Origin of the sequence: Rhodanobacter glycinis (assembly GCF_900114325.1) — a bacterium.
GTDB classification, from domain to species: Bacteria; Pseudomonadota; Gammaproteobacteria; order Xanthomonadales; family Rhodanobacteraceae; genus Rhodanobacter_A; species Rhodanobacter_A glycinis.
In genome coordinates, this window is record NZ_FOSR01000023.1 from 1 (window position 1) to 24,199 (window position 24,199).

The following is a 24,199-nucleotide window of genomic DNA, read 5'->3' on the forward strand; positions in this document are numbered from 1 at the left end:
GCCCTCACCCTCGGCCACTTCAAGCATCTGGACGATAACCAGCGCGCGGCCGATCTTGGCTACGGCGCGGCCCTGTCCACGCTGGCGCAAGGCGCCGTGCGAGGCGGCACCGGCCTGCTGCTCAGCAGTGCGCCCGGCAGCCAGCAGATGGATGCCAGCGCGGCCATCGACGTGCTCGATCAAAACACCCAGCTCGCCCAAAGCCTCACCGACGTCGCGCAAAAGCAGCAAGCCGGACTGCCCGGTGAACCGGCACCCGACAAGCTCAATGCCGTCGCTGCGCAAACCCAAACCAGCCAACACCTGGCCGGAACACGCGAAGGCGCAAGCGCCGGTGCCGGCATCGGCGGTGGCGAAGGCAGCGCCATCGCCTGGAGCAAGCCGCATCTGGTCTCTCACGGACAGGACGGCTTGATCACCGTCACGCCAAAACATCACATGTGGATCAGCGGCACCGACACCCTGCTCAGCGCCGGTCAGGATCTCAACCTCATCGCGCAAGGCCAATGGAGCGTGGTCGCCGCCCAAGGCATCGCCCTGTACGCCCAAGGCAGCGATGCCGGCAGCCGGCCCGTCAACCAAGCCGGCATCAAACTGCACGCCGCCAGCGGACAAGTCAGCGTGCAAGCGCAGCAGGACCAAGCCGACTTCGCCGCACAAAAGGCCATCACCATCTCCAGCAGCAACGGCAGCATCAACGCCAGCGCCAAGCAACACCTCCTGCTCACCGCCGCCGGCGCCTACCTGAAGATCCAGGGTGGCGATATCGAAATCGGCGCACCGGGCAAGGCGCAGTTCAAGGGGGCGCAGAGAGAGATGGCGGGTGGGCAGAGTGCGAGCGGGGAGCAGGTGACGTTGGCGAAGGGCAAGCCGACGCTGTGCGCCAAGAAAACCGCCACTGCGTCGGCTTCCGGCGCTGCTGCAGTGTGAGGCTGACATGCTCGACACCCTGCAGCGGCAATTGAATAAAGCGTTGTTCGCACAAGAGGAGCGGCGCGCATGGTTGTTGATCGACGCCATGCATCGGGATGTGCGCGACTGTCTGCGTGGCGCAGAGATATCTGATGATGATATTCACCTCGTCGCACTTGCCCGAGACGACATTCCCGAGGAGCGCAGTCCACACTTGGTTGCCATCGACGCTCGTACCGTGGAGCGCCTGCGCGCCAGTCTGGCCGCGGCGCTCAATGAGCAAGGCGACCCCGACGCTGAAAAGGCGCATGGTTTCGCCGTCGGTGGTTGGCTGGTAAGCGCCACGCCAGTGCACGTGTTGGCACGGCATCTTTCGTTGTGCATGAAGCCGCGATTGGCGGATGTGGGGCGAAAGTATTTTCGCTGGGCTGACCGTCGCGTTCTGGAATGGATGTGGCCGGCACTCGAAGACAAGGAAAAGTCGGCCTTGCTGGGACCGATCGAACAATGGTGGACCCTGGATCGTTGCGGCGCGTTGATCGAGCATCGTGCCCCAACCATTTCACCTGACCACCTGCCTTGGCAGCTGTCCGCCGCCACTTGGCGCCACGGGCAAGATTGCGAGCTCGTACAGGCACTTCTACGTGGTTGGCAATACTTCCACCCGCAGTTGCCGGCGGACTACCTTGAGCGCGCGCGACAGGCGGTACGTGCTGTGCGCACTCTTGGCCTGGTCGAACCGGCCGAGATCGTGCTGGTGGCAACCTACGTGCTGCAAGTTCATCCGTGCCTTTGCGAGCATCCATTGCTTCGTCAGGCCGTGCATGCAGCCGAGACACAGTCGAGGCCTCTGATCGAAGTCTTGGCGGATATTCCTGACCCGGATGGCTGGAACCGCATGCGGGATGAATTGAATCAAGCGGTCGTTGCGACGGCCTGACCCTCAAGGAGTCGACATCATGGCAGATGGACAAGGCTATTCCGGCAATGCACAAAAGTCTGCGGCTGGCGCGACGGTGTGCTCGGCCGGCGGCTGCCCCGACTGCATCAAGCAAGGTCTTCCGGTGCTGCTGGCCATCCCGACGCTGGCCGACAAAAGCTATGCGCAGGGCGTCAAGGGCACCATCGCGCCGTTGCTCAAGGGCATCGCCGATCCCGTTCTCACGCAATCGGGCTATGTCATGCGCACCCTGCGCGAGGGATACGTCATGGCGTGGTACGAAAAGCCGCCCAAAGGCATGGCACACGAAAAGGGCTGGACGATTGCCAAGGTGCATTCCGGCGGCTATCTGACCCAAACCAGTTTTGCCGCCTTGGGCATGGGCGAGTCTGCCAAGCCTTCCACCTCCGCGGCCATGGACATCCCCTTCACATGCTCGCGTACTGCCGGGTACGCATCGGCGCTCTTGTTCGTGATTCCCCGCGCTGGCGAAGCCGGCAAGGTGTGGGTGGCATTCTCAAACCATCCATGGAGCCCGGGCGTACGCAAGGACTACGCAGCTGACAAGGGTGGTATTCGTACCAAGGGCATGACGTGCATCGACGCGACAGCAGGTACATGCAAGCGGTCCGCACCGTTGACCGTCGACAACCTGCAGACCGGCGTTGTGGATTTTGCGAGCGATTTCCAGACGAAGTATGTCGAAGGAAACCCGTATCCATTGCGGTTGCCCGAATCCATTCTTGGCGTACTGAAACCGCTGGTACAAAGCATGACATTCCTGCGTGCGGCAGCGGACCAGACGTTCCGTCCAGAGACAGCGCCGGATGTATACGCCGAAGCAAAAAAGGCCATCGGCGAGCAAGGCAAGCTGACGATCAGCAATGCGATGATCGTGGGTCTGGCCGATCCCGAAGGCTGTACCACCACGGCCGCGCAGCGACGCATCACCTTGTGCAATACCGCGGCCGAATGGGTGGCCACGTTCAAGGACGACAATGGCGTCGCCAACGGTGCCTGGCGTCTGCAATCGGCACTGACAGTGAAGGGCCTGCTCGACATCTTTGATCAGCAAGCCCAAACGCATTTAGCTCAGGAAGCCAAGTATGACGCCAACCTGCGTGGCCAAACCTGCACGCAGGCCGAGTTCGCCAAGCTCAAGGCATCCGGCAAGCTGCCGCCGGATGCGACTCTTGAGCGCGTGCCGGAATTCGACACCCCCATGGCCATGGGGCGTGGCACGCCGACCGGCTGGCACGAAGTCATCAGCTTTCCCGCCGAGTGGGCCATCAACACGCAGCGTGACCGGTTGAAGGAACAAGTCACCAAGCGACTCACCGGCAACGCCAAGGGCAAGAATTGGCAAGGATTCCTGGCCGATTACGAAAGCAAGGTCAAGGCTGATCGCGCCACTTTGGTCGAGGTGGAAAAGGATCACCGGGCATGGCTTGAAAGCGCGCTGTTCAACCAGTTGCATGCCAGCAACTTCAGCGACAGTGAACCGCGTGATGGCGTGCCGTATGCGCGTTGCGTCAACAACTGCCTGATGGGCGGGCCGATCACCAAAAACGCGTTGGCCTGGTGGGCTCCGTTTCTGGCGAGCGACCCCGCCGCAAAAAACAATCTGCTGGTGCGCGCCATGCTGGGCAATCAGCAGGCGTTCTTCGATTGGTTCAAATCCAAGGATACCCATGCAACGGCGTGGGATGAGGCCAAAGGCCTGCTGGATGTGGTATCCGAAGCGCGCAAGCACGGCGGTCAGGCCAGCCATCAGGAGGCGGAAGGCATCGCCCAGTCGCTGCTTGGCACGTCTGGCGCGCTAGCCGCGCGCATGGATGCGGCCAGGCAACTGGATAGCACACTGCGCGGCCAATTGAAGCGGCTGGGCCTGGGGTTGATTGCCAAGAGCGAGTCGGATCTGTTCCTGTATCGCATCAAGGCGCCCTTGGGTGCGGCGGGCAGGCTGTGGCGAAACATGGCAAGTACGGCCGAAGTGACGCTGGCCAAAACCGTCGAAAGGGGCGGGCGCAAAGTCAAAAGCCTGGTCATGGGCGGGGTCATGGCGCTGGAGCTGCAAGGCAGCCCCAGTGCTGCCGACAAATTGGCCGAGGTGTACCTGTGGAGCCGTGGCAAGCTAAAGGTCAATGTCGGCAAGTTGAACGGCAAGTTTCAGCTCAGCTCCACCGAAGTGCTAGGTGAAAGACAAACGCCATTTGCCATTGGCTTGACCGAAGAGACTGCCGCGACCGTTGCCAAGAACAGCATGCGCTTGTTACGCAGCGCCGGCTCGGGCGTGCTGTCGGCGGGGTCCGGCTTTTTGCAGGCGCTGGTTTTGGGGGATGCGTGGGAACAATTCGAGCATGGCACCAAGGACGACCAGCAAGCCGCCGCCGTCACCTTGTTGACCAGCGGCATCGGCATGAGTGCGGCCTTTGCGGAAATCACCGGTGCCTTCGCCAAGCAGTTCGAGAAGGAGGCACTGGAAAAGGGTTTGAAGATGTTCGCGGCACGGGCATCGGCGGTGGGGACGGCAATTGGGGCCGTACAGTCATTCTACGAGTTTGGGGGCGCTCTCCGTCATGGCGACGACGATGCTGCTGCGGGTTACTTTGTTCAAGGCACGTTTTTCCTTCTTGCAGCTGCTTCCGGACTGATGACAGCCAACGCCATCGCCGCCGGCACCGAGATGACAGCCGTGGCCTTTGGTCTGTCATGGACGGGTATCGGGCTGATCTTCGTAGCTTTGGGCGCCCTAACAGGCTTGGTGATTCTGCTGCTGAAAGACACGCCGTTGGAATCCTGGGCGGCGCAATGCATCTGGGGCAAACCTGGCGACAAGTATTCAGGCTTGGCACAAGAGCAGGATGCGCTCAACAAGGTCATGCTGGGTGCCGAAGTGGATTTTTCGTATGGCGCGTTCTCGCAAGGCACCTTCTTGAGCAATCTCATCACCAACATGGGTGCGAGCCAATACAACCAGGCTGCCGCGCTCTCAGGTCAACCGTCGATGGCGCAAACGCTGGAAGCCCGGTTGTGCTTGATGTTGCCAAAAGTCGTCAAGACAAGCCTGCCTTGGCTGTTGCAGATTCATGCGGCGCGGCAGGGTCATGGCGTGGTCGAGGTGGCCCGCTGGGGCTCGGCAGTGCCACCCAGCATGGATGGAGATTCCGCAGCATTGGGCCTGTACGACGCCAGCCACAAGGAAGAAGAAGTGGCTGGCAACGACAAGGTGGTATCGCTGGTGCTCTCGGTACGGCTGGATGAATTCCAGTATCGCAATGCCTACGCTACCGTGCGTGTGGCCGATGGCGCCACCAGCAGCAAGGAGCTGCTGAGCGGGGATGGCGTCTATGTCATCGACGAACAACATCTGACGGGCTGAGTGCATGACCAAAGACAAGCGTACCTACGATGTCTTGATCGACGTCTGGAACAAGGCCGAGCCTTACTTCAAGTTCTTGCTGTCGCGGGTGGTGAAAAGCCTACCGGCCACGCGTGACCCCTGGCGCGTGGCACCCGATGACAAAAAGCAGAAAGTTCATGTGTTGGCCGGTTCGCGGGAATCGGAGATTGCGGTGTTTCCGAATGCGATTGCGATGGGGTCGCCGGCGAGCGGAGGCATGGCTGAAGGTGGCAAACTAGCGCTGATCGCAGCAGTTCCTACATTAGCCTTGCTTGCGGCCAGCCTCATGGCTCTTAGTTACGGCATGATATTTCTATTTATTTTCGGAATAATTATTTTTGTTTTTGTTTCAATGACTATCGTGTGGGCTATCAAAAGCTGGCTCTGCTCCCCATTCGATTGGCCAGTGATCTTCAATCGCAAGAGTCGCACCATCACTTGGGTGCCGGTGATCCGATTTCCTTATTGGAAATTCTGGGTCACGAAGCTCACGCCGCAATGGCGTACGGCAAGCTGGGATGACGTGCGCGCGCGCAGCTACAAGTACATGCAATCGACCACCGGCGGTTATGGCTTCCACGATTCCTACAGCCTGTTCCTGCTGTGGGGCGGCGCCGAAGGCGACCCGCGTTCGCTCGATCAAGCCGTCAGCATCGGCTACCAGGGCTACTTCGAGGACGAACTGCTGTGGATGCTGTACGAACACATCCGTCGCTACATGGAAGAGGACGGCCCCGCCATTCCCCATGGCGAAACCCTACGCCCGCTGGGCAAAGGTCGACCCATCGTGTATCCCCTGGATGTCATCGAAGCCTGCGGCGGCCCGCCGCTATCCATGCAGGAAGTGGAAAAAATCGCCGCCGCCGCACCCATGGATTGATGGGTCTCTCGTGAAAGGGGCCTTGCCCGATCTTCGTGTGCTTGGGCGCGGACAGGCCTGATCATCCTGCTGCTGAAGGATACGCCGCTGGAATCCTGGGCGGCGCAGCGCATGTGGGGCAAGGCCAGCGACAAGTATTCAGGCTTGGCACAAGAGCAGGATGCGCTCAACAAGGTCATGCTGAGCGCCGAAGTGGATTTTTCGTATGGCGCGTTCTTGCAGGGCACCTTCTGGAGCAACCTCATCAGCAACTACGGTGCGTCCCAGTACAATCAAGGTGCCGCGCTCTCGGGCCAGCCCTTGATGGCGCAAACGCTGGAAGCCCGCCTGTGTCTGATCCTGCCGAAAGCCTTGAAGGCTCGCCTGCCGTGGATGTTGCAGATCCATGCGGCGCGGCAAGGCCATGGCGTGGTTGAGGTGGCCCGATGGGGCTCGGCGGTGCCGGCGAGCAAGGATGGAGATTCCGCCGCGCTGGGCCTGTACGAGGCCAGCCACAAGGAAGAAGCCGTGGCGGGCAACGACAAGGCGGTATCGCTGCTGCTCTCGGTACGGCTGGATGCCTCGCAGTACCGTAATGCCCATGCCACGGTGCGCGTCGCCGATGGCGCCACCAGCAAACAGGAATTGCTGGGCGGAAACGGTGACTACATCATCAACGAAGAACACCTGACGGGTTGAGTGCATGACCAAAGACAAGCGTACCCACGATGTCTTGATCGACGTCTGGAACAAGGCCGAGCCTTACTTCAAGTTCTTACTGTCGCGGGTGGTGAAAAGCCTGCCGGCCACGCGTGATCCCTGGCGCGTGGCGCCCGAGGACAAGAAGCAGAAGGTGCATGTGCTGGCGGGATCGCGGGAGTCGGAGATTGCGGTGTTTCCGAACGCTATTGCGATCGGGTCGCCAGCGACCGAGGGGGGGGGCAGAGGGCGGGAAGATGGCGGCATTTATTGGCATTCCGACGGTGCTGGCGATTCTGGTAATAGATGTTATGTTTTCGCTTTCAGGTGGGTATTTGTTCTCTTTGTTTATATCTATAGTGATTTCGTTGTTCTCCATGGTCATAGTTTTCTGCATGAGGCAATGGCTTTGCGGGCCGTCTGATTGGCCCGTCATTTTCAACCGCAAGGATCGCACCGTCACCTGGGCGCCCGTGATTAGGTTTCCTTACTGGAAGTTCTGGGTCATGGAGATCAAGCCGCAATGGCGCACGGCAAGCTGGGATGACGTGCGCGCGCGCAGCTACAAGTACATGCAATCGACCACCGGCGGTTATGGCTTCCACGATTCCTACAGCCTGTTCCTGCTGTGGGGCGGCGCCGAAGGCGACCCGCGTTCGCTCGACCAGGCTGTCAGCATCGGCTACCAAGGCTACTTCGAGGACGAACTGCTGTGGATGCTGTGGGAACACATCCGTCGCTACATGGAAGAAGATGGCCCCGCCATCCCGCACGGCGAAACCCTGCGTCCGCTGGGCAAAGGCCGGCCTATCGTTTATCCGCCCGAAGTTATCGAAGCTTGCGGTGGCCCGCCGCTATCCATCCAGGAAGTGGAAGAAATCGCTGCCACTGCGCCGCTGGATTGAGGGGCATTTCGTGAAGGGGCCTCTCCTCCGATCTTCGTAGCGCGTGGGCGCGCTGACGGGCTTGATCATCTTGCTGCTGAAAGATACGCCGCTGGAATCCTGGGCAGCGCAATGCATCTGGGGCAAGGTTCGCGACAAGTGTTCAGGCTTGGCACAAGAGCAGGACGCGCTCAACAAAATCATGCTGGGCGCCGAAGTGGGTTTTTCCTGCGGTGCGTTTTCCGGCGGCACGTTCTGGAGTAATCGCATCAGTAACTACGGGGCGTCCCAATACAGCCAAGGTGTCGCGCTCTCAGGTCAACCGTCGATGGCGCAAACGCTGGAAGCCTGGTTGTGCTTGATGTTGCCAAAAATCGTCAAGGCAAGCCTGCCTTGGCTGTTGTAGATTCATGCGGCGCGGCAGGGCCATGGCATGGTCGAAGTAGCCCGTTGGGGCACGCGGTGCCAGCGGCAGCGACGGCGGTCTGGTGGGCTACCAGTTTGTGATCGAGCCTTGGCTGGCCTTGCTGCGCCTGCGCCAAGGCAGCTACGCCTTCCTCGACATGGCGGTCATCGGGATCGTGGAAGTAGCAGCTTCCGCCTGGGACGAGTCATCTGAAGGCTCGCCTCAACCCTTGCTGATCCTGAAATCAATACGACGATTACGAGCACGCCCCGCTTCGGTGCTGTTGTCGGCGATGGGGTTGTCGGGGCCTTGGCCGCTTACCGAGAGGTTGGCGGCGGGGATGCCCTTGGCTACCAGATAGGCCTTTACCGCACTGGCGCGGGCCAGGCTCAGTTCGATGTTGGACTGGCGGTTGCCGGTGTTGTCGGTGTTGCCGATGATGGCGATGAAGGGGTCGTCCAGCTTGCGGATGGCGGCGGCCATCTGGTCGAGCACGGTGCGGCCGGCGGGGGTGAGGATGGAGCTGCCGCTCTGGAACTGCACGGTGCGGTTGGCCAGGGTGTCGTCCAATACCTTCTGCTTGGATTGGCCGATGTGCAGGTTCTGCTTGATGCCGTAGTGCGAGTCGAAGGCACCGGAAAGACTGCTTAGCACCTGCTGGCGCACGGCTTCGTTGGGCACTTCGCCGCTGATGTCGATGGTGTTGCCCTGCACTTGCACCTTGCCCTTGGAAACCTGCTTGAGGTTAGGGCCGATCATGGCGGTGACGTAACGGCTCCAGTTGGCTGGCGTGACGACGCCACCGACTTCGACGTGATCGACCACGTGGTCAGCGCCATACAGTTTGCGCAAGTGATCGAGCACGGCGGCCTTGGTGGTCTCGTTGGGCACGGTGCCGCTGACGGTCACCATGCCGTCTTGCGCCGGTGCCGGCGCGGTCTGCGCCAGGGCGCCGGCGGTGCACAACAACAGCGTGCTGGCGGCGAGTATTCGCAGGGTCATGCTCATGCTCCCAGAAAGGTTTCGCGGAAGGTGTTTCGCGCGGTGCGCAGCGAGAGGTCGTCCTGGCTGGCGTAGGCGGACAGTTTCTTCAGCGCGGGGTCGTCGTGGGCGTGATCCTCGACCCAGTCGGGGTCGTACAGCGGGATGAAGTCCTGTTCGGCCACGCTTGGGTCGAACATGGCTTGCAGGCTGCGTCCCTGCACGCCGCTGAAGCTGACGGCGAGCGAGGGTTGCGGCCCGTGCCGCAGCAGCACCAGCAGCTCGAAATCGGCGCGGCTGAGGAAGCCGGAGATCAGGTCGAGCCACAGGGTGGACACCAGGTTGCGATACAGCGGATCGCGCGGCAGCGGCAACAGCAGGCCCTTGCCGATGCGTGCGGCGCCGCTGCTCATCACCGGCTGCAACAGGATGCCCAGCGCCAGCAGGATGCGCCGCAGCGAGACCGCGTGGTCATGCACGGCCAGCAAGCCCTGCAGGCTTTCCAGCGTCTGCATTTCCAGGAAATCCTGGAATGCGGGGTTGAGGGCTTCGTACAGCACGTTGACGTTGGCGCGGTTGTCCACCAGTTCGGTCAGCGGCACCGCCGGATCGGGTGCGTCGCGCGCCACCCGTGTTTCGCGTTCCAGCCGCGACCACACCCGCGAGAATGCCAGCGGGCTGCGCGAAAGGAAGGCCAGCGGCTGCGGCACGTCCATCGATACCGCGGTCATGAACGGGAAGCGCCGCCCGGAGGCATCGGTGCTGGGCAACAGGTGGCCGGCAATGGTGCCGCGACTGCGCGAACCGAGGATCGCGAAGTTGAGCGGGTGGCCCATGTCGTAGAGCTGCTTCCATGCGACGTCCTGCGACAACTGCTCCAGCCCCTGGCCAGCCCAGCGATCGAGCATGGCGATCAGCTGGTGGTTGTTGCCTTGCGCCTTGAGGAAATCACCACGGCTGGGCAGCTTGCCGAAGTAGCTGATGTTGAGTGCCAGTTCGCCGTTCATGGTGCTCCCTCCGTGGCGGGTTGTGCGTTTGCGTCGGCGCGCCCACTGCCGGCCACCGTGGCCGGAAGGACGGTGCCCTGCAGGCCCTGCTTCTGCGTGCCGTCGCCGTTGGTCTGTGCGCCGCTGACCAGTTGCAGATGCGCAGTGACGGAGATCGGGCCCTTGCTCCAGGTGAGCGTGTAGATGCCGGTGGCCTTGTCCAGGGTGCCCTTCGCGGCGAGGAACAGCTTCTTCAGCGCGTCGTTGCCGCTGATGTTCTCGATCATCACCGTGCGGCCGTCGTAGGTCACCGCGCTGATCTGCGCCATCGGATTGGCCTGGTTGCCATCCCACACGAACGGTTTCCAGTCCGGCGGGGTGTTGCGGTAGCGCAGGCTCTGGCCGTTGATGTTGATGGTGTACTCGCTGATGCCGCCGCTGCCGGGTTCCGGCTGGATCTTGAAGATGGTTTGCGTGCCGCTGCCGGTGGTCTGGCCCAGCGGCGCCACCCACTGCGCGAAGCCGGCCATCAGCTTCGGTGACAGGGTGATGCCCATGTCGGCCCATTGCTTGGCGGTGAGCGTGTCGCCACGGCGATCGACCAACGGCCCCAGCGTGTCGCTGGCGAACTTGGCGATGCCGCCGGAGGGGCCGAAGACCTGCGAGATCTCGCTGTCGGCGGCCTGCACCTGGCCGTTGCTGTCGAACGGATACTTCTGCGCGAGATTCTTCTCGAACGGGGTGTAGACCTGCGCCGTCCAGATCTTGTTGATCTCGGTTTCGGTGGGCTGCACCAGCGCATTGAAGGTCTGCATCAACGGACGCAGCAGCAGCGGACGCAGCGTGTTGCGCTGGCGATCGTCGAGGCCGTCGAGCATTTGTTCGTCGACCAATTGCAGGCCGCTGGAAAGCTCCGAACCGCTGCCGTCGAGCGTTTTCTGCATCAACTGGCGTGCGCCGGGGCCCGGGTCGCCCTGGTTCTTGATCGCGTTGAGCCGGGTACGCAGCTTGGCCAGCATGTCCAGGTAATTGTTCAGTAGCGGTGGGTTGTTGTTGCGCGCCACCATCAACTGCGCCACGCCGGCGAACGCACTGCCCACCGGCCCGGTGCGCAACTTGCCACCACCCGGTCCCTTGACGTTGTCCAGGTTGAGATTCACGCCGCGCGGCTGGCGGCGCAGGATCACCCGCTTGAACCAGCCGACGAAGCCGCCCTGGGCCGATTTCAGGCCCTGGTCGACCAGCGACGGGTTGTCCCAGGAGGTTTCCTGGTAAACAGTCTCGACCAGCTTGCGCATCGGCGAGTTCTGCGGATCGCCCAGCGTGTTCATGTCGTTCACCGCATCGGCAAAGCTGCCGAACGATGCCACCGACACGCCTTGCAGGAATTTCTGCCACTCGTGCACGTAGTCCTTGTCGTAGAGCGACTCCAGTTGCTTCTGGATCTGCTCGGGGCTACCGGACAAGGTGAGGTCGGTCTGCTGGGTGGTCTGCAACACCCAGTCGGTGGCGTTCAGTTCGTTGTTGGCGGCATCGCGGATGGCGCCCTTCACGTAGCCCTCCCACGCCTCGCGCGAGAACGTGCCGGGAATGGCGTAGCTGCCCACCAGGATCTTGTCGTTCTGGTCGCCGAGGATCGAGGCCACGCTGATCGACGGATAACGCGTGGCGGCACGCGCCTTGATCTCGGCATACACGCGATTGATCGCCGGCATGCCGCGCATCACGTGGCGCAGCGATTGCCGGGTGTCGTCCACCAGCGCGACCTTGTTGTCGATGGTGGGCCAGCCCGGCTTGGCGTACTGGGCCACGTAGAAGCTCATCAGGTGGTCGGCGCTGCTGATCAGTTCGTCGCGGGTCATCATGCCGCGGTTGGCATCCAGCCATTCACGCCAGAAGCGGGTGAGTTGGTCGGACAGGTGCACCGGCTCGACCCGGCTGGGATCGCCCAGCATCAGGTAGGCCTTCAACGCGTTGTAGGCATCCTGCGTGTTGGTGGGCGAGGGTGCTTGATACGTACCCGGGGCGGCCATCGGTTGCGATGGCGTGGCGCCGGCGCTACCGGGTTTGGCCTGCACCAGCTGGTCGCGATCGGCCACCACCTTGCCCAGGTAGGCTTCGAGGTTCTGCGTCACCGGCGTCAGCATCAACTGCTGCATGCCGTGGAAGTATTCGGTGCGCAGCTTGTTCTCGATGGTGTCGCCCTGGTACAGGCCCAGGCCCAGCATCAGCGGATGGTCGTGGCGGTAATCCTGCAACTGCTGCAGGCGATCCTGCAGGATCTGCAGTGCCTGCAGGCGCGATTGCAGGTCGATGCGGCCCTTCTGCAGCGCCTCCACCTTGTTCAGATCGGCCTGCACGTTGACCACCAACTGGCGGTTGTTGGTGTACGACCAGGCCCAGCCGGCCAGCGCCAGGCCCAGCGCCAGCGCCGAGCCCAGCAGCACGGCGTAGCGTGTGCGCGTGCGATTGCGGCTGGAGTACTGCCGCACCAGTTGCTTGTCGGCGAAGATCACCTTGCGGAACAGGTCGAGCAGGAAATAACCCTTCGCCGACGCGCGGCCTTCGACGGGTGCGGCCTCGGCGTGGGCCAGACCGTAGCGCTGCGCGATGCGGTCGGAGGCGTGGTGTACCGAGGCTGATTCCTGCAGCGCGCTGGTGAAGTAGAAGCCGCGGAACACCGGGCGGAACTGGAATGGGTTGTCTTCGAACAGCGTGGTGATGAAGGTGCGCAGCGTGGCCTTGATGCCAGTGAATTCCAGCGGCAGCGTGAGCAGACCCGGCGCCAGTTCATTGCCGCGATTCAGCGACATCTGCGACAGGCTCATCTCCTTCAGGCCTTCGGACAGTTCGTCGAAGTAGCGGTCGAATTGGTCCACCGCATCGGCGCTGCCCTCGGGCTGGAATGGCAGCGTGGTGCCCCACACGCGCTCGCGTTCGCCGTCGTCCAGGGTGTGGAAGAAGTCGTTGAAGCCGGCGATCAGGTCGGCCTTGGTGAACACCACGTAGACCGGTGCGATCACCTCCAGCCATTCGGTCAATTCCTGCACGCGCTGGCGCAGGTTCTTGGCCAGGTTGATGGCGAACTCGGGACGGTTGCCGGTGAGCTCGGCGATGCTGGCGGCGATGATGATGCCGTTGATCGGCGCGCGCGGACGGTTCTTGCGCAGCAGTTCGAGGAAGCTCAGCCATTCGCTGCGGTTTTCGTCGTGCACCGAATAGCGGCCGGCGGTGTCGAGCAGGATGCCTTCGGTGGTGAAGTACCAGTCGCAATTGCGCGTGCCACCGATGCCTTGCACGATGCTGCCGTGGTTGTCGGCAAACGGGAAACGCAGGCCGGAATTGACGATGGCGGTGCTTTTGCCGGCGGCCGGGTTGCCGATGATCATGTACCACGGCAATTCGTACAGCGCCTCGGTGCCCTTGGTCTGGCCCAGGCGCGAGGTCTTGATCGCCTTCACCGCCTCGCGCAGGCGCTCGCGCAGTGCGTCCACATCGGCATTGCGGTTGTTGCCGCCCGCACTGTTGCCGGAAGCGGACGGTTTCAGCAGTGCTTCGCCCAGTTGTTCGGACGAACGGCGTGCGCGCATGCGTCGCAGGATCCACAGCACGACCAGCACGATCAGCAGCGCGATCAGCGCGATGCCGACCCAGAACGCAATCATCTTCAGCGTGTTGCGTCCAAGCAGGAACACGCCGGCCACGATCACGATGCCGATCACGGCCAGCGTGCGCGAGTCGGTGAGCAGGTAACGAAGACGGTTCATCGGAAGCGGATTCCTGTCATGCCAATGTGGGAGTGGTGCTGGTGGAGGTCGCCGGGGCGGGCGGGGTCACCACGGCCACGGCGCGCAGGCTGGCATCGTGGTGGGAAAGGATCAGGCCGGGTTGTTGCGTATCGACAGCCAGTTGTGCGGCCACGGCAACGGTCGCCAGTGTCAGCGCTGCGCCGCATTCGCCGTTCGCGATGCCAAGCGGCAGCAGGGTTTCGATCGGGTCGCGTTCGGGCAGCGCCTGCTCGACCAGATGCATCGCCTCGGCCGAGCGACTGGCGCGCATGTCGGTGTCACTGACCAGGTGTGCCGGTGCGTCGGCTTCCAGCTTCGCGCGTTCCAGCGCCTGGCCGACGAGTTCGTTGAAGGTGTCAGCCTGCAGCCGGCCAGGCTTGTCCACCGGTTGCGCGCGCTGCGCGGCCAGCAGGCGATGCAGGCGAGCCAGTTCGACTTCACCGGTCGGATGTTTGGCGGCTAGCAACAGCGCGCAGACACCTTCGCCGGGCACCAGGCCTTCCGGCCGGCTGGCGCCGTGCAGGCGATGCGCGGCGTCCCATTCGGCGATGCTGGCTTCGTCGATATGCGAATCGCTGGCCAGCAACAGGTGAGGCAGGCGCGGTGTGTCGCCGTGGAAGGCACGGTTGAGATCGTCCAGCCGTTTCAGCGCAGCGGCGCCGCTACCGATGCCGCTGACGGTGACTTGCAACGACGGCGCGCTCCAGCCCTGAGCCGCGAGTTGGGCCGCCAGCCACGCCTGCGCGGTGTCGCGATCCGCGTCACTCCAGTGCGCGGGCAGCAACCATTCGAGCTGCAGCACCGGGCGCGGTTTGGCACGCCCGAGCGGCATGTCGGCGGATGGATCGGCAGCGCGCAGGGCGTCGAAGTGTTCGTCCAGCACGCGCGTTGCCAGCGTCTGCGCCAGCACCAGCGCGCGCTTGCGCGATTCGCTCCAGCCTTGCGCGGCGTCGGGGAGGCTGTCGTCGATCGCTGCCGTATCCACGTCATCCACCCCCACGGCGAAGACCGGCAAGCCCTGGCCGTCACGCAGCGTGGGGTGCAATTCGGCGCGTTGGCTGGCGCGCGCCGCATCGATCAGGGCCGCCGGTGTGTCGCCACCGGCGAACAGTACGTTGGCGGCGAAAATCGGCAATTGCCATGCCAGCGAAGGATCTTCCGGCGTGACAGGTTCGGCGGCGTCCGCGTCGGCAACATCGGCTTGTGTAGCTTTCTGTCGACGCTTCTTCGTCGCGTCGATCACCTTGCGCAGCAACACGAAGCCAAGCAACAGGCCCAGCGGCAGCGCCACCAGGTAAAGCGCCACGTCGGTGCCGTTGGGCACGCGGTTGGCCATGCGCCAGCGCACGATCATCGTGCACCAGATCACGCCGAAGACCAGCACGACAAAGGCAAGCGGGCGGAGCAGGGAGCGTCGTTCCATCGGCGTTTCAGTCATTGCCAATAACTCGGCTTGCGCTTGAGGCGCAGGGTTTGTCCGTTGCCATCGAAGTGGCCTACCAGAATGCCGTCCACGATGTGGCCGTGAAACGCGCCGCGCGGATCGGCTGCAACGGGCAACGTGAAGGAGATGGCGTTGCCGTGGAGATCGGCGGGGACTGTCATCGGCACGCCGGGCTCTCCTTCGCCATGTTGGAACACGACGTAATAGCCGTGGCTGGTGAACAGGATGAATGCCTCGTCACCGATGACGTCGCCGTCATGCATGGCCATGTCGGAATAAATCCCGGTGATCCTCGTGCCATGAGGTTGCGCGTGCGCGCGAGTCGCACAAAGATTAAGGGCCATGATAACGATGGCGACGGCCGGCAAGAAACGCACGCGGATCATGGTTCAATGTGCGGGTCGTATTCGGAAAGTGCATCCTGAACCGTTTTACTGTCTTTGTATTTGGCTTTTAAGGATGCAAGTTTCGCATCAGTGCCAATGCAATATTGATTGATGGCCTTGTTGACCTGCTCCATCCGGGTTTTATCAGATGGGTCGGGGATCTCGCCTCGGAAGTGGTCACAGAGGTCGCGCTTGTTGATGTACTTCACGACGTCTGATGGGAGCGTCGCGCTTGTCTGATTTAGTTGTTTTGGGGGAGTTTGTGCACAGGATGCCTGCGGCGCTGCTATAGCGCAGAACATTGCGATGCAGAGATTGAACCGTAACTTGGACATGATTCAGTGACCGTCACTCGACCAGTGGGGAATATCGGTTTCGCCACCCACAAATTTGTGTACGCCATAGCTCAGGCCCACAGTTGCAAGGTCCGAATTCATTCCATCGCGTGGCTGAGAATCGATTGCGACTGTTTTGCCATTGGCATCGACGATTTTTAGCGTGCCTGACCAACTGATATTCATATCTATGGCTTTGCCATCGATATGACGTGAATGGAGCGCCGGCGCTACACGAAGTCGCTGCAAACCGTAGCCATTAACCATTTGCTGCGCGGCTGCACGAGCAGCGGCCAAGTCGGATCGGCCAGCGGTGTCACGATGAGCCCAGTCAATGTCTACGGGGCCATTCGGAACGGATTCGGGAGATGTCCCATGCACGATTTTCCATGACCAGTGCATGAGATAAGCGCGCTTGGGTGGTCGCCGGGTTGCATTGATGTGAACGGAAGCACCTGCTGCACGCAATGCGTGGGTAAACCGCTCGACATCATCCTTGAAGGGTTGCACCAAATCGGAGGCCGAAGTGCTCGTCGGATAGCGACTGACCCATTGAGGTCCACTTGGTTCGCCGTAATGTTGTTGGGGGGGCGCTTGGTCAGATTGGCTATTGCTCGTCTGCTGCGTTGCCTCGTTCGCCGATGCGACGCTTGCGGAGTCACTCTCCCTCTCCGCCTGCTTGTCGCCACCGCCACCGCCACCGCCACCGCCACCGCCACCGCCACCGCCACCGCCACCGCCTGCCCCTGTCGTGGTCACGCTTTGCCCGGCGATCAGCGTGGCGCCGCAGGCGGTCTTGTCGCCGTGGCGGGCGACGGGCTGGCCCATCACGATCATGCTGTTGTCGCCGGTGGCGATGGTGGTGCTGCCGCACTTGGGGCAGGTCACCTTGTCGTTGACGCGGGCGACTTGCTTGCCATGGGTGGTGGCGGTGCTGGCTCCGCCGACGACGGTGCCGCCGTGGCTGGTCTTGTCGCCGATGACAATGAAGGGTTTGCTCATGTCCAGGTTTCCTTACCGATAATGCGTGGGCCGGTTTCCTTCAGTGCCGGTGCGGCCCCATGCCGGGTTTGTGCAATTCCACGTGGCCAAGATCCATCATCTTCCAGCTGCCACCCCACACCAGACCGGCAGCCTCGGCTACCTGGCCATACAGCTGGTAGCCACGCATGGCCCAGGGATCCTTTTCGGAGATCACCAGTTTGCCGTCGCGATAGAACGCGCAGTCGGCGGCCAGACCGTACTGATGATAACTCTGCCAGGCCCCGGCATTGGTCACGCTGCCGCCCTTCGCCGCAAGCATGGCCTGCCGTTGGGGGCTGCGATAGCCCTCGATCAGGGCCATGTCGTAACCGTAGCGTTCTTTCATGATCTTGAAAACCACGAGCAGGCGCTGTCGAAAATCATCGTTTAGCTTAGCCCAGTTGCGGCTGGCCAAACCGAGATCGGGTCGAACCATTTCGACTTCGCGAGTGACGAAAACGGCGGGCGGCAGCGCCGGTGGCGGCACCAGTTGTTCGCCCTTGAGCAGGCTGGCGACGAGTGCCGTGGTGCCCTGGTCGGCCGATGGCGTGGTGTCGTAGCCATCCAGCATCACGTGGCGGCGCAAGCCCAGGATGAGCATGGGCGGCAGCAGCAGGATCAATGCCAGCGCCAGCAGCAACGCCCAGTGACGCCCCAGCCGCTGGCCCATGTTCGTGGCGTTGTCGCGTGCATGGAGCGAGGTGTTGCGCAGTGTTTCGCCGGAACGATGAAGTGTCCGTTTTGTGCGCTCCGTCACATGTTTGCCGCGCGCGGTGAAGCGTCGCCACAACGCGATGCGGATTTCCGGGAAGCAGACCAGCCACAGCAGCAGCAAGGTCAGGGCGAGCAGCCCGATCAGCCAGCCAAACAACGGGTCCATGAAGCGGTGAAATCCTTGTCGTGAAGGGTCGAATCAAGCGTGGATCGATGCCGCGATTGGGCCGCATTGCGGCCTGGGTCTTGGATCGCGCCGCCGCTAGCTAGTATGGTTCGCCCTGTTTTATCCGTGGCCAAAGCTTAAAGGGAGTTGCGCTTGGATCCGAAGGAACCACGATCGAGAAGCCCCAGTCTGCTCGATGCCGACGCGCACGAAGCGCCATCGGCTGCGCCACAGGGGCGCATTCTATCCGGCTTGCAGAGTGATGCGCCGCCGCCCTCCGTCACGAATCGGCCACGTCGCTGGCTGTGGCCATCGGTATGGCTGCTGCTTGGATGCGCCGCGGTGCTGCTGCTGGTGCTGGGCGGTGCATTCGACGGCACGGGCTCGACGCCGGCCACGCGCGTGGCGGCGCATGACACTGCCGAATCGGCGGGATCGCACGCGCCTGCGTCGATCGCGTCCGGCGACGTTTCACCGGAGTCGGCAACCCCCGCGTCGACTGGTCAGAGTGGCGATGCCGGAGCGGAGGCGGCGCCCCACGCGGCAGTCATTCTTCCCGAGACATCCGATTCGGCCGAGGTTGCGACGGCCGCGCCTGCGCCGGCTGCAAGTGCGAGTGCCAGCAAGGATGCGGTGGCGTTGAGCGAGATCTTCACGTCGGCCTCCGAGCGCAAGCATGCCGCAGCACCGCGCCGGGTCGTGCGGCGTGCGAGCACGAGCGGAGATTCCGACGTGGCCCTGCTCACGGCGCTCATCCAGCACGTGGAAGTGGGCAGCCCTGCATCGCGCAAGACACTGGAACGCATCCGCCACGTGCAGAAACCGGCGGATAGCCTGGATGGCATCGAGGCGCGCATGCAGGCCTGTCCTGCGGCGAACACCGAAGCCGGCTTGCGTTGTCGCCAGAAGTTGTGTGCCGGTCATAGCGGGCAGACCGCGGCCTGCCCGGCCTCGACCTCGGACGGCGCCTGAGGTTTTTCAGCGGCGTGACTTTAATGCCCGGGCACGACTTGCATCGAAAGTCGGCGGCTGATGTTCGGGCAAGGTGCCAAACGGGTGACGCGGATTCCTTGCGGCGCCGGCGCGCCAGCCGTTGGCGTCCGGCTCGCGCAGTGGCAGCGGTCAGCCGTTGCCGTTCGGTTCGTCGATGCCCACGTCGAGCAATTCTTCGAGTTGACCCAGTGCCGGATTGTCTTTCAGCACCGTCTTCAGCCACACGTGCAGCGGCATGTTGCCCCAGCGTGCCGCCTTGTCGGCGAGGTAGGCGACCGGGCTGTGCGGTTCGGTGCGGCGGAAGAAGTCGGCCACGCGACGCAGTTGCAGCAGGGCCTCCTTGCGCGTGGTGATTTCGCCGTTGCCGCGTGTTGGTGCGGCAGGTGCCGCGTCGCCGGGTTCGTCGCCGGGCAGCGGCGGCGGGGCGCCGGCTTCGTCCAGCACCACGCCGGCGGTGGCGGCCATGCGCAATGCGATGGCGCCCACGTCGTCCACGGCATCGCGGGTGGCGCTGAAGCTGGGACCGTGCTGACCGAGGCGTGCGTCCACCACGGCTTCCAGTGCGCGCAGCGCTTCCCGTGCCTGCGGTACTTCGTCGGCCAGGCGCTGGTAGAACTCGAACGGAGTGGCGGCGCGTGCGGCGTCGATGCGTGCGGTGTCGGGGTAAGCGTCGGGATTCGATTCATCGCCCTGGTGGCCGCGCGCGGCCATCTCCACGGCAGTGGCGTCGTAACGGCCCTGCGGCGCCTGGGTAAGCGGGATGGCGCGAATCCACGAGATCGATTGCGTCAACAGCCAGCTCAGGTTGCCGATGCGCAGCTCCTGGTCGTCTTCATCGGCCTCCGGATGAATGCTGTCCCAGTAGCGTTCGCACAAGCCGGCCACCAGCAGGTAACCGCTGGCCAGGCCGGCGAAACCCTGCGTGCGCGTCCATGCTTCGGCCATCCAGACGGCCAGGCGAAGATCCTTGCTGCGCGTGCTGAGCAGTTGCCCGCATTGGCGCGAGACGGCGAACCAGTCGGCGGTCTTCAGGTCGGTGACCCATTCGCCCTGGTCGAGCGTGGCGTCATCGCTGCGGCGCGATTCCTGGATGGCGTCGAACTCGGATGAGAACGAGAGATCCTCGCCACAAGGCGCAGAATCGGAAACCGGTTCGAGCAAAGCGTCGATGTCGATCATGGGCAGCATCCCTGGCTGGGCATCAAAGAATGTCGGCAAGCCGCGCGGTGTGCCGGCTTGCAGCGAAGGACGACGATGGTAAGCCATCCGAACGAGCGGTGGCACCCGGAAGCTTGTCGGATTTCCCGTACAGAAGAATGTGCGGGCGTGGACAGACTCACGCGGCGTATCGCGATATTCTCCGCGCGCAGTGCCTACTGGACGACCGTTTCGTCGTCGCATGGATTGGTTCGACCAAGGAGAAGGAACGTGGACACATCCCGGATGTTTGCCTCAGCCACCGCCGCACTGGCTGCATTCACCGACGCCACGCGCCTGTATGCCCTGGAAGGGGATGGCCCGTTCACGCACATGCAGGTGGAACGCTGGTCCGGCACGGAGGCGCTGTCGTCCTGCTACGCGTGGACGGTCGACGCGCTGTCCACCGATGCCGATCTTTCGCTGGACGCCATGCTTGGCCAGCGTTGTGCCCTGCGCACCACGCAAGCCGACGGCACGCGCACGCGGCGCTCCGGCCTGGTGCGTGAAGCGCAGTTGCTGGGTGCCGACGGCGGCCTGGCGCGTTATCGGCTGGTACTGGTGCCGTGGTTGTGGCTGTTGTCGCAAGGGCGGCACAGCCGCGTGTTCCAGGATAAAAGCGTGCTGGATATCGCCGAAGCGGTATTCGCCGACTACGCGCCGCATGCCGCGTGGAGCATCAGTCCCGACGCCCGCGCGCTAATTGGCCAGGTGCGCCCGCGCAGCTACGCCGTGCAGTACCGCGAAACCGACCTGGCATTCATCGAGCGCCTGTTTGCCGAGGAGGGCCTGGGCTTCAGCTTCAGCGAGGACGAGGCCGTTGGCGCGGGTCACACATTGCACATCTTCGGCGACGCCAGCCAGCTCCCCGAGGATGTCAGTTCGGCCGCCAATCCACTCGGCGGGCTGCGTTTTCACCGCGCTGCCGCCGTGGAAGCCAGCGACACCATCCAGGCCATCGGTCCGACTCGCGCGCTGGCACCGGATGCCGTGACCCTGCTCAGCTACGACTACAAGGCCCTGGCCGGCAGTGCTGCCAGCGTCGCCGTCGATGGAGCCCAGGGCCAGCGCGAAGCCTATGACCCGGTCGGCATGTACGCTTTCGCCGACAGTCGCGAAGCACAGCACTACGCCCAGCTGGCCGCGCAAGCGCACGAAGCGCAGCAGCAACGCTGGGAAGGACGAGGCACCGTGCGCAGCGCGCGCGCCGGCACCCGCTTCCGCTTGGCACAAGCGCCATGGGAAGCCGTGGGCGCCCCCATGCCTGATGGCTTCGTCTGGACCACGCTGCACCACGCCGGCATCAACAACCTCCCCGAGGCCGTGCAACACGCCGCGCAGGAACAGTTGGGCGATGGCGACGACTACGCCGACATCCATCACGCCGTCGCGCCCGCCCTGTGGCAACAGGCCGACGCCGTGGGTTACGCCCAGCACTTCGAGGCCGTGGCCCGCGCGCTGCCATGGCGCCCCGCGCTGGAAGGCGACCACGGCTTGCGCCTGAATCCGCGTCCCACCGTGCCGGGCGTGCAAACCGCGATTGTGGTGGGCCCCGAAGGCGAAACCAGTCCCGGTGCCAGCGGCCCGTTGCACACCGATGGCCTGGGCCGCCTGAAAGTGAAATTCCACTGGATGGAACAGGGCGCCAGCTGCTGGCTGCGCAGCGTGCAGCGCTATGCCGGCAACGGTCACGGTGCGCAGTTCCTGCCGCGCATCGGCCAGGAAGTGCTGGTGAATTTCATGGGCGGCGACATCGACCGGCCGATCATCGTCGGTGCCGTCTACAACGGCCAGGGCGACGCGGGTATCGCCGCCAGCCCGGGCACGGCACAAGTCGCGCCGGACGGAGCCGCCTACGCCCAAGCCACCGACTTCAGTCCCAGCGCCCAGGCCAACTTCGCCGGCGGCAACAGTCCCGCGTGGCATGGTCAGAGTGCCGACGAAGCCGGCCATGCCAACGCCGCCGCACTGTCCGGAATCAAGATCCAGGGTTTCGATGGCAGCGGTCACAACCAACTGGTGTTCGACGACAGCGACGGCCAGGGCCGCGCGCAAATGGCCAGCACGCAAGCGGCAACCCAGCTCAACCTCGGCCACCTGATCCATCAGGCCGACAACTATCGTGGCAGCTTCCGTGGTACCGGCATGGAGCTGCGTAGCGACGGCTACGGCGCCGTGCGTGGCACGAAAGGCGTGTTGCTCTCCAGCTACAGCCTCAGCCAGCACGAACCGGCCGCCGACGCCACTGCCGTCGGCGCGCTACTGAGCCAGCACGCACAACTGGCCGAAGCGATGAGCCAGGCCGCGACCACACACCAAACCGTGCCGCTGGCTGGGCATGAAGGCGTCGCGCAGGCGAACGCGTCGCAGCTCAGCGCCAAGGCCGCACCGCTGAAAGCGCTACGCCAGAGTGCGGTCGACACCGTCAGCAGCGACAACTTCGACGCCGCCGCACCAAGCAAAGCCGAACAGGCCGTGCCGCACAGTGCCGACGCCCTCACCACCATCGCCGGTCGCGGTGGCATCGGCGCCATCGCCGGCCAATCGCTGCACGTCGCTGCCGGCGAAACGTTCAACCTCGGCAGCGGCCAACACACCAACATGGCCGTAGGTAACCAACTGCGCCTGCACGCCAGCCAAGCCATTGGCCTGCTCGCCGGAGCGCACAAGGCCAACGGCGTGGGCCTCAACCTGATCGCCGGCAAGGGCCCGCTGAACGTGCAAGCCCAACACGACACCCTGGCGCTGCGCAGCAAAGGCGACCTGAAACTGGTCAGCGCCAACGCCGCGGTCGAGATGGCCGCCAAGCAATCCATCCACCTCGCCACCAGCCAAGGCGCCTTCCTCACCATCGAAGGCGGCAACCTCACCTTCGGCTGCCCCGGCAAGCTGATGGTGCAGGCGGGGAATCACAAGCTGGTGGGTGCGGCGCAGCTCAGTCCAAAATTGCCAATCTTTCCGGATAACGTTTGCATCGAATGCTTGATGAAGCGTGCTGCGCAACGTAGCGGTTTCATCAACAAGGGAGCGTAAGTCAATGCCCGTGCAGGAAGCTGCCATTACATGGCCTTCATGGCTGTGCGATCGTGACACCGCGGCTTTGCACGCTTACGCGGTGGTTGATCCGGCACAGGACAAGCGTCTGCCTGCGGTGCTGCACGCGCCGCGCAACGCCTGTCTGCTTGGCGATGACGCATCAATCCGGGAGGCTTCCCCACATCTGGTCGAGCTGCCCGACGATATTGATAGTCGGGCATGGAGCTGGCTCGCGCGCAACGGCTCTCAGCAGCCATGTGCCGTTCTGGTAACGAGCGAACTGGGTTTCGATGAGCTGTTCACGCACCTCCTGAAATTTCTGGACGTACAAGTCAATCAAAGCACCACCATGCTGCTGGCTTGGTGGGATCCAGCTGTGCTCGCCAGCCTGCTGGGCCAGCCCGACGATGACACTTTGTACGTCAAGGGGCCGATTTTCACCGCTGAGCAGAAGGCCGCATTCGCAATGTCGTTATGCGATGTCGGTTATTGGGATCGGGCTGGTACGTTGCATCGGATGAATGCGCAGCAACTGGTCGCGACGGTGCCTGCAACGTCGGGCATAGACGGCGGGTCTGTGCTGCCACTCACATTTGATGTCGGCCAGGTGCGCAAGCTCGTTCGTGCAACCACGCCCGATCAGGTGTTGTACGAACTTCGGCTCAACCGCCCTGGTGTATTGTCTGATCGTAGCGATTTGGAGAACTACGGCTTGGCTTGCCGTCTAGTGGATGCTGCAGAGCGCTACGCCATCCGTGGAATGCGGGATCTTGTCAACTTTGTGGGTGCCGGCATGATCCTTGGTGAGCGTTTCGACATATGCCCGGCAATGGCCAGCGAGCTGGAAGGCGTACGCACTGGAACGAAGACATTCACGGAGATGCTTTCGAGTTTGTCGCCGGAGGTTCTGGAACAGGCAAGACAGAGTTCGATGGAGTGTGCCGAAAGGTGATCACGCGGTTCGACAGCAACAAACAAATATCTGCACCGTGCTGCAGGGTCACGCATGGAATCGACAAAATGAATAGTGTCAAAAGCACATGGTTT

The 24,199-nt window shown here is 63.1% G+C and carries 20 protein-coding genes; 11 read left to right on the plus strand and 9 right to left on the minus strand.

From position 1 onward, the window contains the following. The 8 genes from BMY90_RS16360 to BMY90_RS16395 all read left to right on the plus strand — a co-directional run. Window positions 1-930 (plus strand): DUF2345 domain-containing protein (locus BMY90_RS16360; RefSeq protein ID WP_139201784.1); only part of this gene is annotated, 930 nt, incomplete at its 5' end. A gap of 7 nt (window positions 931-937) precedes the next feature. Beyond that, window positions 938-1,852, plus strand: a complete 915-nt coding sequence (locus tag BMY90_RS16365; protein WP_092705240.1) for a DUF4123 domain-containing protein — start codon at window positions 938-940, stop codon at window positions 1,850-1,852. 19 nt (window positions 1,853-1,871) lie between these two features. Further along, window positions 1,872-5,234 carry a T6SS effector BTH_I2691 family protein gene (locus tag BMY90_RS16370; protein ID WP_092705241.1) on the plus strand — a complete coding sequence of 1,121 codons (3,363 nt, stop codon included), beginning with the start codon at window positions 1,872-1,874 and terminating at the stop codon, window positions 5,232-5,234. A 4-nt stretch (window positions 5,235-5,238) separates the two neighbouring features. After that, window positions 5,239-6,135 carry a hypothetical protein gene (locus BMY90_RS17475; RefSeq protein WP_245735073.1) on the plus strand — a complete coding sequence of 299 codons (897 nt, stop codon included), beginning with the start codon at window positions 5,239-5,241 and terminating at the stop codon, window positions 6,133-6,135. Between the two features lie 111 nt (window positions 6,136-6,246). Next, the gene (locus BMY90_RS16380) at window positions 6,247-6,813 is read left to right on the plus strand and encodes a hypothetical protein (RefSeq protein ID WP_092705242.1); all 567 of its coding nucleotides are present in this window, start codon (window positions 6,247-6,249) and stop codon (window positions 6,811-6,813) included. Between the two features lie 4 nt (window positions 6,814-6,817). Next, window positions 6,818-7,237: a hypothetical protein gene (locus tag BMY90_RS16385; RefSeq protein ID WP_092705243.1), complete on the plus strand. Its 420-nt coding sequence runs from the start codon at window positions 6,818-6,820 to the stop codon at window positions 7,235-7,237. Continuing rightward, window positions 7,209-7,718 (plus strand): DUF6708 domain-containing protein, encoded by a 510-nt coding sequence (locus BMY90_RS16390; RefSeq protein ID WP_342741522.1) that lies wholly within the window; start codon window positions 7,209-7,211, stop codon window positions 7,716-7,718. The genes BMY90_RS16385 and BMY90_RS16390 overlap by 29 nt, the downstream gene beginning before the upstream one ends. Before the next feature lie 61 nt (window positions 7,719-7,779). After that, window positions 7,780-8,103 (plus strand): hypothetical protein, encoded by a 324-nt coding sequence (locus tag BMY90_RS16395; protein ID WP_139201785.1) that lies wholly within the window; start codon window positions 7,780-7,782, stop codon window positions 8,101-8,103. 222 nt (window positions 8,104-8,325) lie between these two features. On the opposite strand, the gene BMY90_RS16400 is transcribed toward BMY90_RS16395, so the two are convergent. From BMY90_RS16400 to BMY90_RS16435, 8 genes are all read right to left on the minus strand, one after another. Next, the gene (locus BMY90_RS16400) at window positions 8,326-9,105 is read right to left on the minus strand and encodes an OmpA family protein (protein WP_092705246.1); all 780 of its coding nucleotides are present in this window, start codon (window positions 9,103-9,105) and stop codon (window positions 8,326-8,328) included. Between the two features lie 2 nt (window positions 9,106-9,107). Then, window positions 9,108-10,091: a type VI secretion system-associated protein TagF gene (gene tagF, locus BMY90_RS17300; RefSeq protein ID WP_175481606.1), complete on the minus strand. Its 984-nt coding sequence runs from the start codon at window positions 10,089-10,091 to the stop codon at window positions 9,108-9,110. Further along, window positions 10,088-13,837, minus strand: coding sequence for a type VI secretion system membrane subunit TssM (gene tssM / locus BMY90_RS16410; RefSeq protein WP_092705248.1), 3,750 nt, complete (start codon window positions 13,835-13,837; stop codon window positions 10,088-10,090). Before tssM ends, tagF begins: the two co-directional genes overlap by 4 nt. Window positions 13,838-13,853: 16 nt before the next feature. Beyond that, a complete protein-coding gene (locus tag BMY90_RS16415) occupies window positions 13,854-15,281 on the minus strand; it encodes a hypothetical protein (protein ID WP_092705249.1) in 1,428 nt (475 codons plus the stop codon). 11 nt (window positions 15,282-15,292) lie between these two features. Then, window positions 15,293-15,688: a hypothetical protein gene (locus BMY90_RS16420; RefSeq protein WP_139201786.1), complete on the minus strand. Its 396-nt coding sequence runs from the start codon at window positions 15,686-15,688 to the stop codon at window positions 15,293-15,295. After that, entirely contained in the window at window positions 15,685-15,897 is a 213-nt protein-coding gene (locus BMY90_RS17130; RefSeq protein WP_139201787.1) for a hypothetical protein, read from the minus strand. The genes BMY90_RS16420 and BMY90_RS17130 overlap by 4 nt, the downstream gene beginning before the upstream one ends. Window positions 15,898-16,026: 129 nt before the next feature. Continuing rightward, window positions 16,027-17,025: a PAAR domain-containing protein gene (locus tag BMY90_RS17365; protein ID WP_217638589.1), complete on the minus strand. Its 999-nt coding sequence runs from the start codon at window positions 17,023-17,025 to the stop codon at window positions 16,027-16,029. Between the two features lie 40 nt (window positions 17,026-17,065). After that, window positions 17,066-17,926: a M15 family metallopeptidase gene (locus tag BMY90_RS16435; RefSeq protein WP_092705251.1), complete on the minus strand. Its 861-nt coding sequence runs from the start codon at window positions 17,924-17,926 to the stop codon at window positions 17,066-17,068. 153 nt (window positions 17,927-18,079) lie between these two features. Between BMY90_RS16435 and BMY90_RS16440 the strand changes: the two genes are divergently transcribed. Next, window positions 18,080-18,898, plus strand: coding sequence for a hypothetical protein (locus BMY90_RS16440; RefSeq protein ID WP_139201788.1), 819 nt, complete (start codon window positions 18,080-18,082; stop codon window positions 18,896-18,898). A gap of 150 nt (window positions 18,899-19,048) precedes the next feature. Here BMY90_RS16440 and tssA read toward each other — a convergent pair whose 3' ends face one another. Then, window positions 19,049-20,098, minus strand: a complete 1,050-nt coding sequence (tssA, locus tag BMY90_RS16445) for a type VI secretion system protein TssA (RefSeq protein WP_092705266.1) — start codon at window positions 20,096-20,098, stop codon at window positions 19,049-19,051. 249 nt (window positions 20,099-20,347) lie between these two features. On the opposite strand from tssA, the gene BMY90_RS16450 reads away from it, so the two are divergent. Further along, window positions 20,348-23,149 (plus strand): type VI secretion system Vgr family protein, encoded by a 2,802-nt coding sequence (locus tag BMY90_RS16450; protein ID WP_245735074.1) that lies wholly within the window; start codon window positions 20,348-20,350, stop codon window positions 23,147-23,149. Window positions 23,150-23,153: 4 nt separating this feature from the next. Then, window positions 23,154-24,104, plus strand: a complete 951-nt coding sequence (locus BMY90_RS16455; RefSeq protein ID WP_008216997.1) for a DUF4123 domain-containing protein — start codon at window positions 23,154-23,156, stop codon at window positions 24,102-24,104. Window positions 24,105-24,199: the final 95 nt, after the last annotated feature.

Bases quoted from the DNA above. Each gene is read 5' to 3' on its own strand.
- BMY90_RS16420 (WP_139201786.1), bottom strand. From the start codon at position 15,688: ATGATCCGCGTGCGTTTCTTGCCGGCCGTCGCCATCGTTATCATGGCC.
- BMY90_RS16390 (WP_342741522.1), top strand. From the start codon at position 7,209: ATGAGGCAATGGCTTTGCGGGCCGTCTGATTGGCCCGTCATTTTCAAC.
- BMY90_RS16380 (WP_092705242.1), top strand. From the start codon at position 6,247: ATGTGGGGCAAGGCCAGCGACAAGTATTCAGGCTTGGCACAAGAGCAG.
- BMY90_RS17475 (WP_245735073.1), top strand. From the start codon at position 5,239: ATGACCAAAGACAAGCGTACCTACGATGTCTTGATCGACGTCTGGAAC.
- BMY90_RS16400 (WP_092705246.1), bottom strand. From the start codon at position 9,105: ATGACCCTGCGAATACTCGCCGCCAGCACGCTGTTGTTGTGCACCGCC.
- BMY90_RS16365 (WP_092705240.1), top strand. From the start codon at position 938: ATGCTCGACACCCTGCAGCGGCAATTGAATAAAGCGTTGTTCGCACAA.
- BMY90_RS16415 (WP_092705249.1), bottom strand. From the start codon at position 15,281: ATGGAACGACGCTCCCTGCTCCGCCCGCTTGCCTTTGTCGTGCTGGTC.
- BMY90_RS16370 (WP_092705241.1), top strand. From the start codon at position 1,872: ATGGCAGATGGACAAGGCTATTCCGGCAATGCACAAAAGTCTGCGGCT.
- tssM (WP_092705248.1), bottom strand. From the start codon at position 13,837: ATGAACCGTCTTCGTTACCTGCTCACCGACTCGCGCACGCTGGCCGTG.
- BMY90_RS16385 (WP_092705243.1), top strand. From the start codon at position 6,818: ATGACCAAAGACAAGCGTACCCACGATGTCTTGATCGACGTCTGGAAC.
- BMY90_RS16455 (WP_008216997.1), top strand. From the start codon at position 23,154: ATGCCCGTGCAGGAAGCTGCCATTACATGGCCTTCATGGCTGTGCGAT.
- tssA (WP_092705266.1), bottom strand. From the start codon at position 20,098: ATGATCGACATCGACGCTTTGCTCGAACCGGTTTCCGATTCTGCGCCT.
- tagF (WP_175481606.1), bottom strand. From the start codon at position 10,091: ATGAACGGCGAACTGGCACTCAACATCAGCTACTTCGGCAAGCTGCCC.
- BMY90_RS16435 (WP_092705251.1), bottom strand. From the start codon at position 17,926: ATGGACCCGTTGTTTGGCTGGCTGATCGGGCTGCTCGCCCTGACCTTG.
- BMY90_RS17365 (WP_217638589.1), bottom strand. From the start codon at position 17,025: ATGAGCAAACCCTTCATTGTCATCGGCGACAAGACCAGCCACGGCGGC.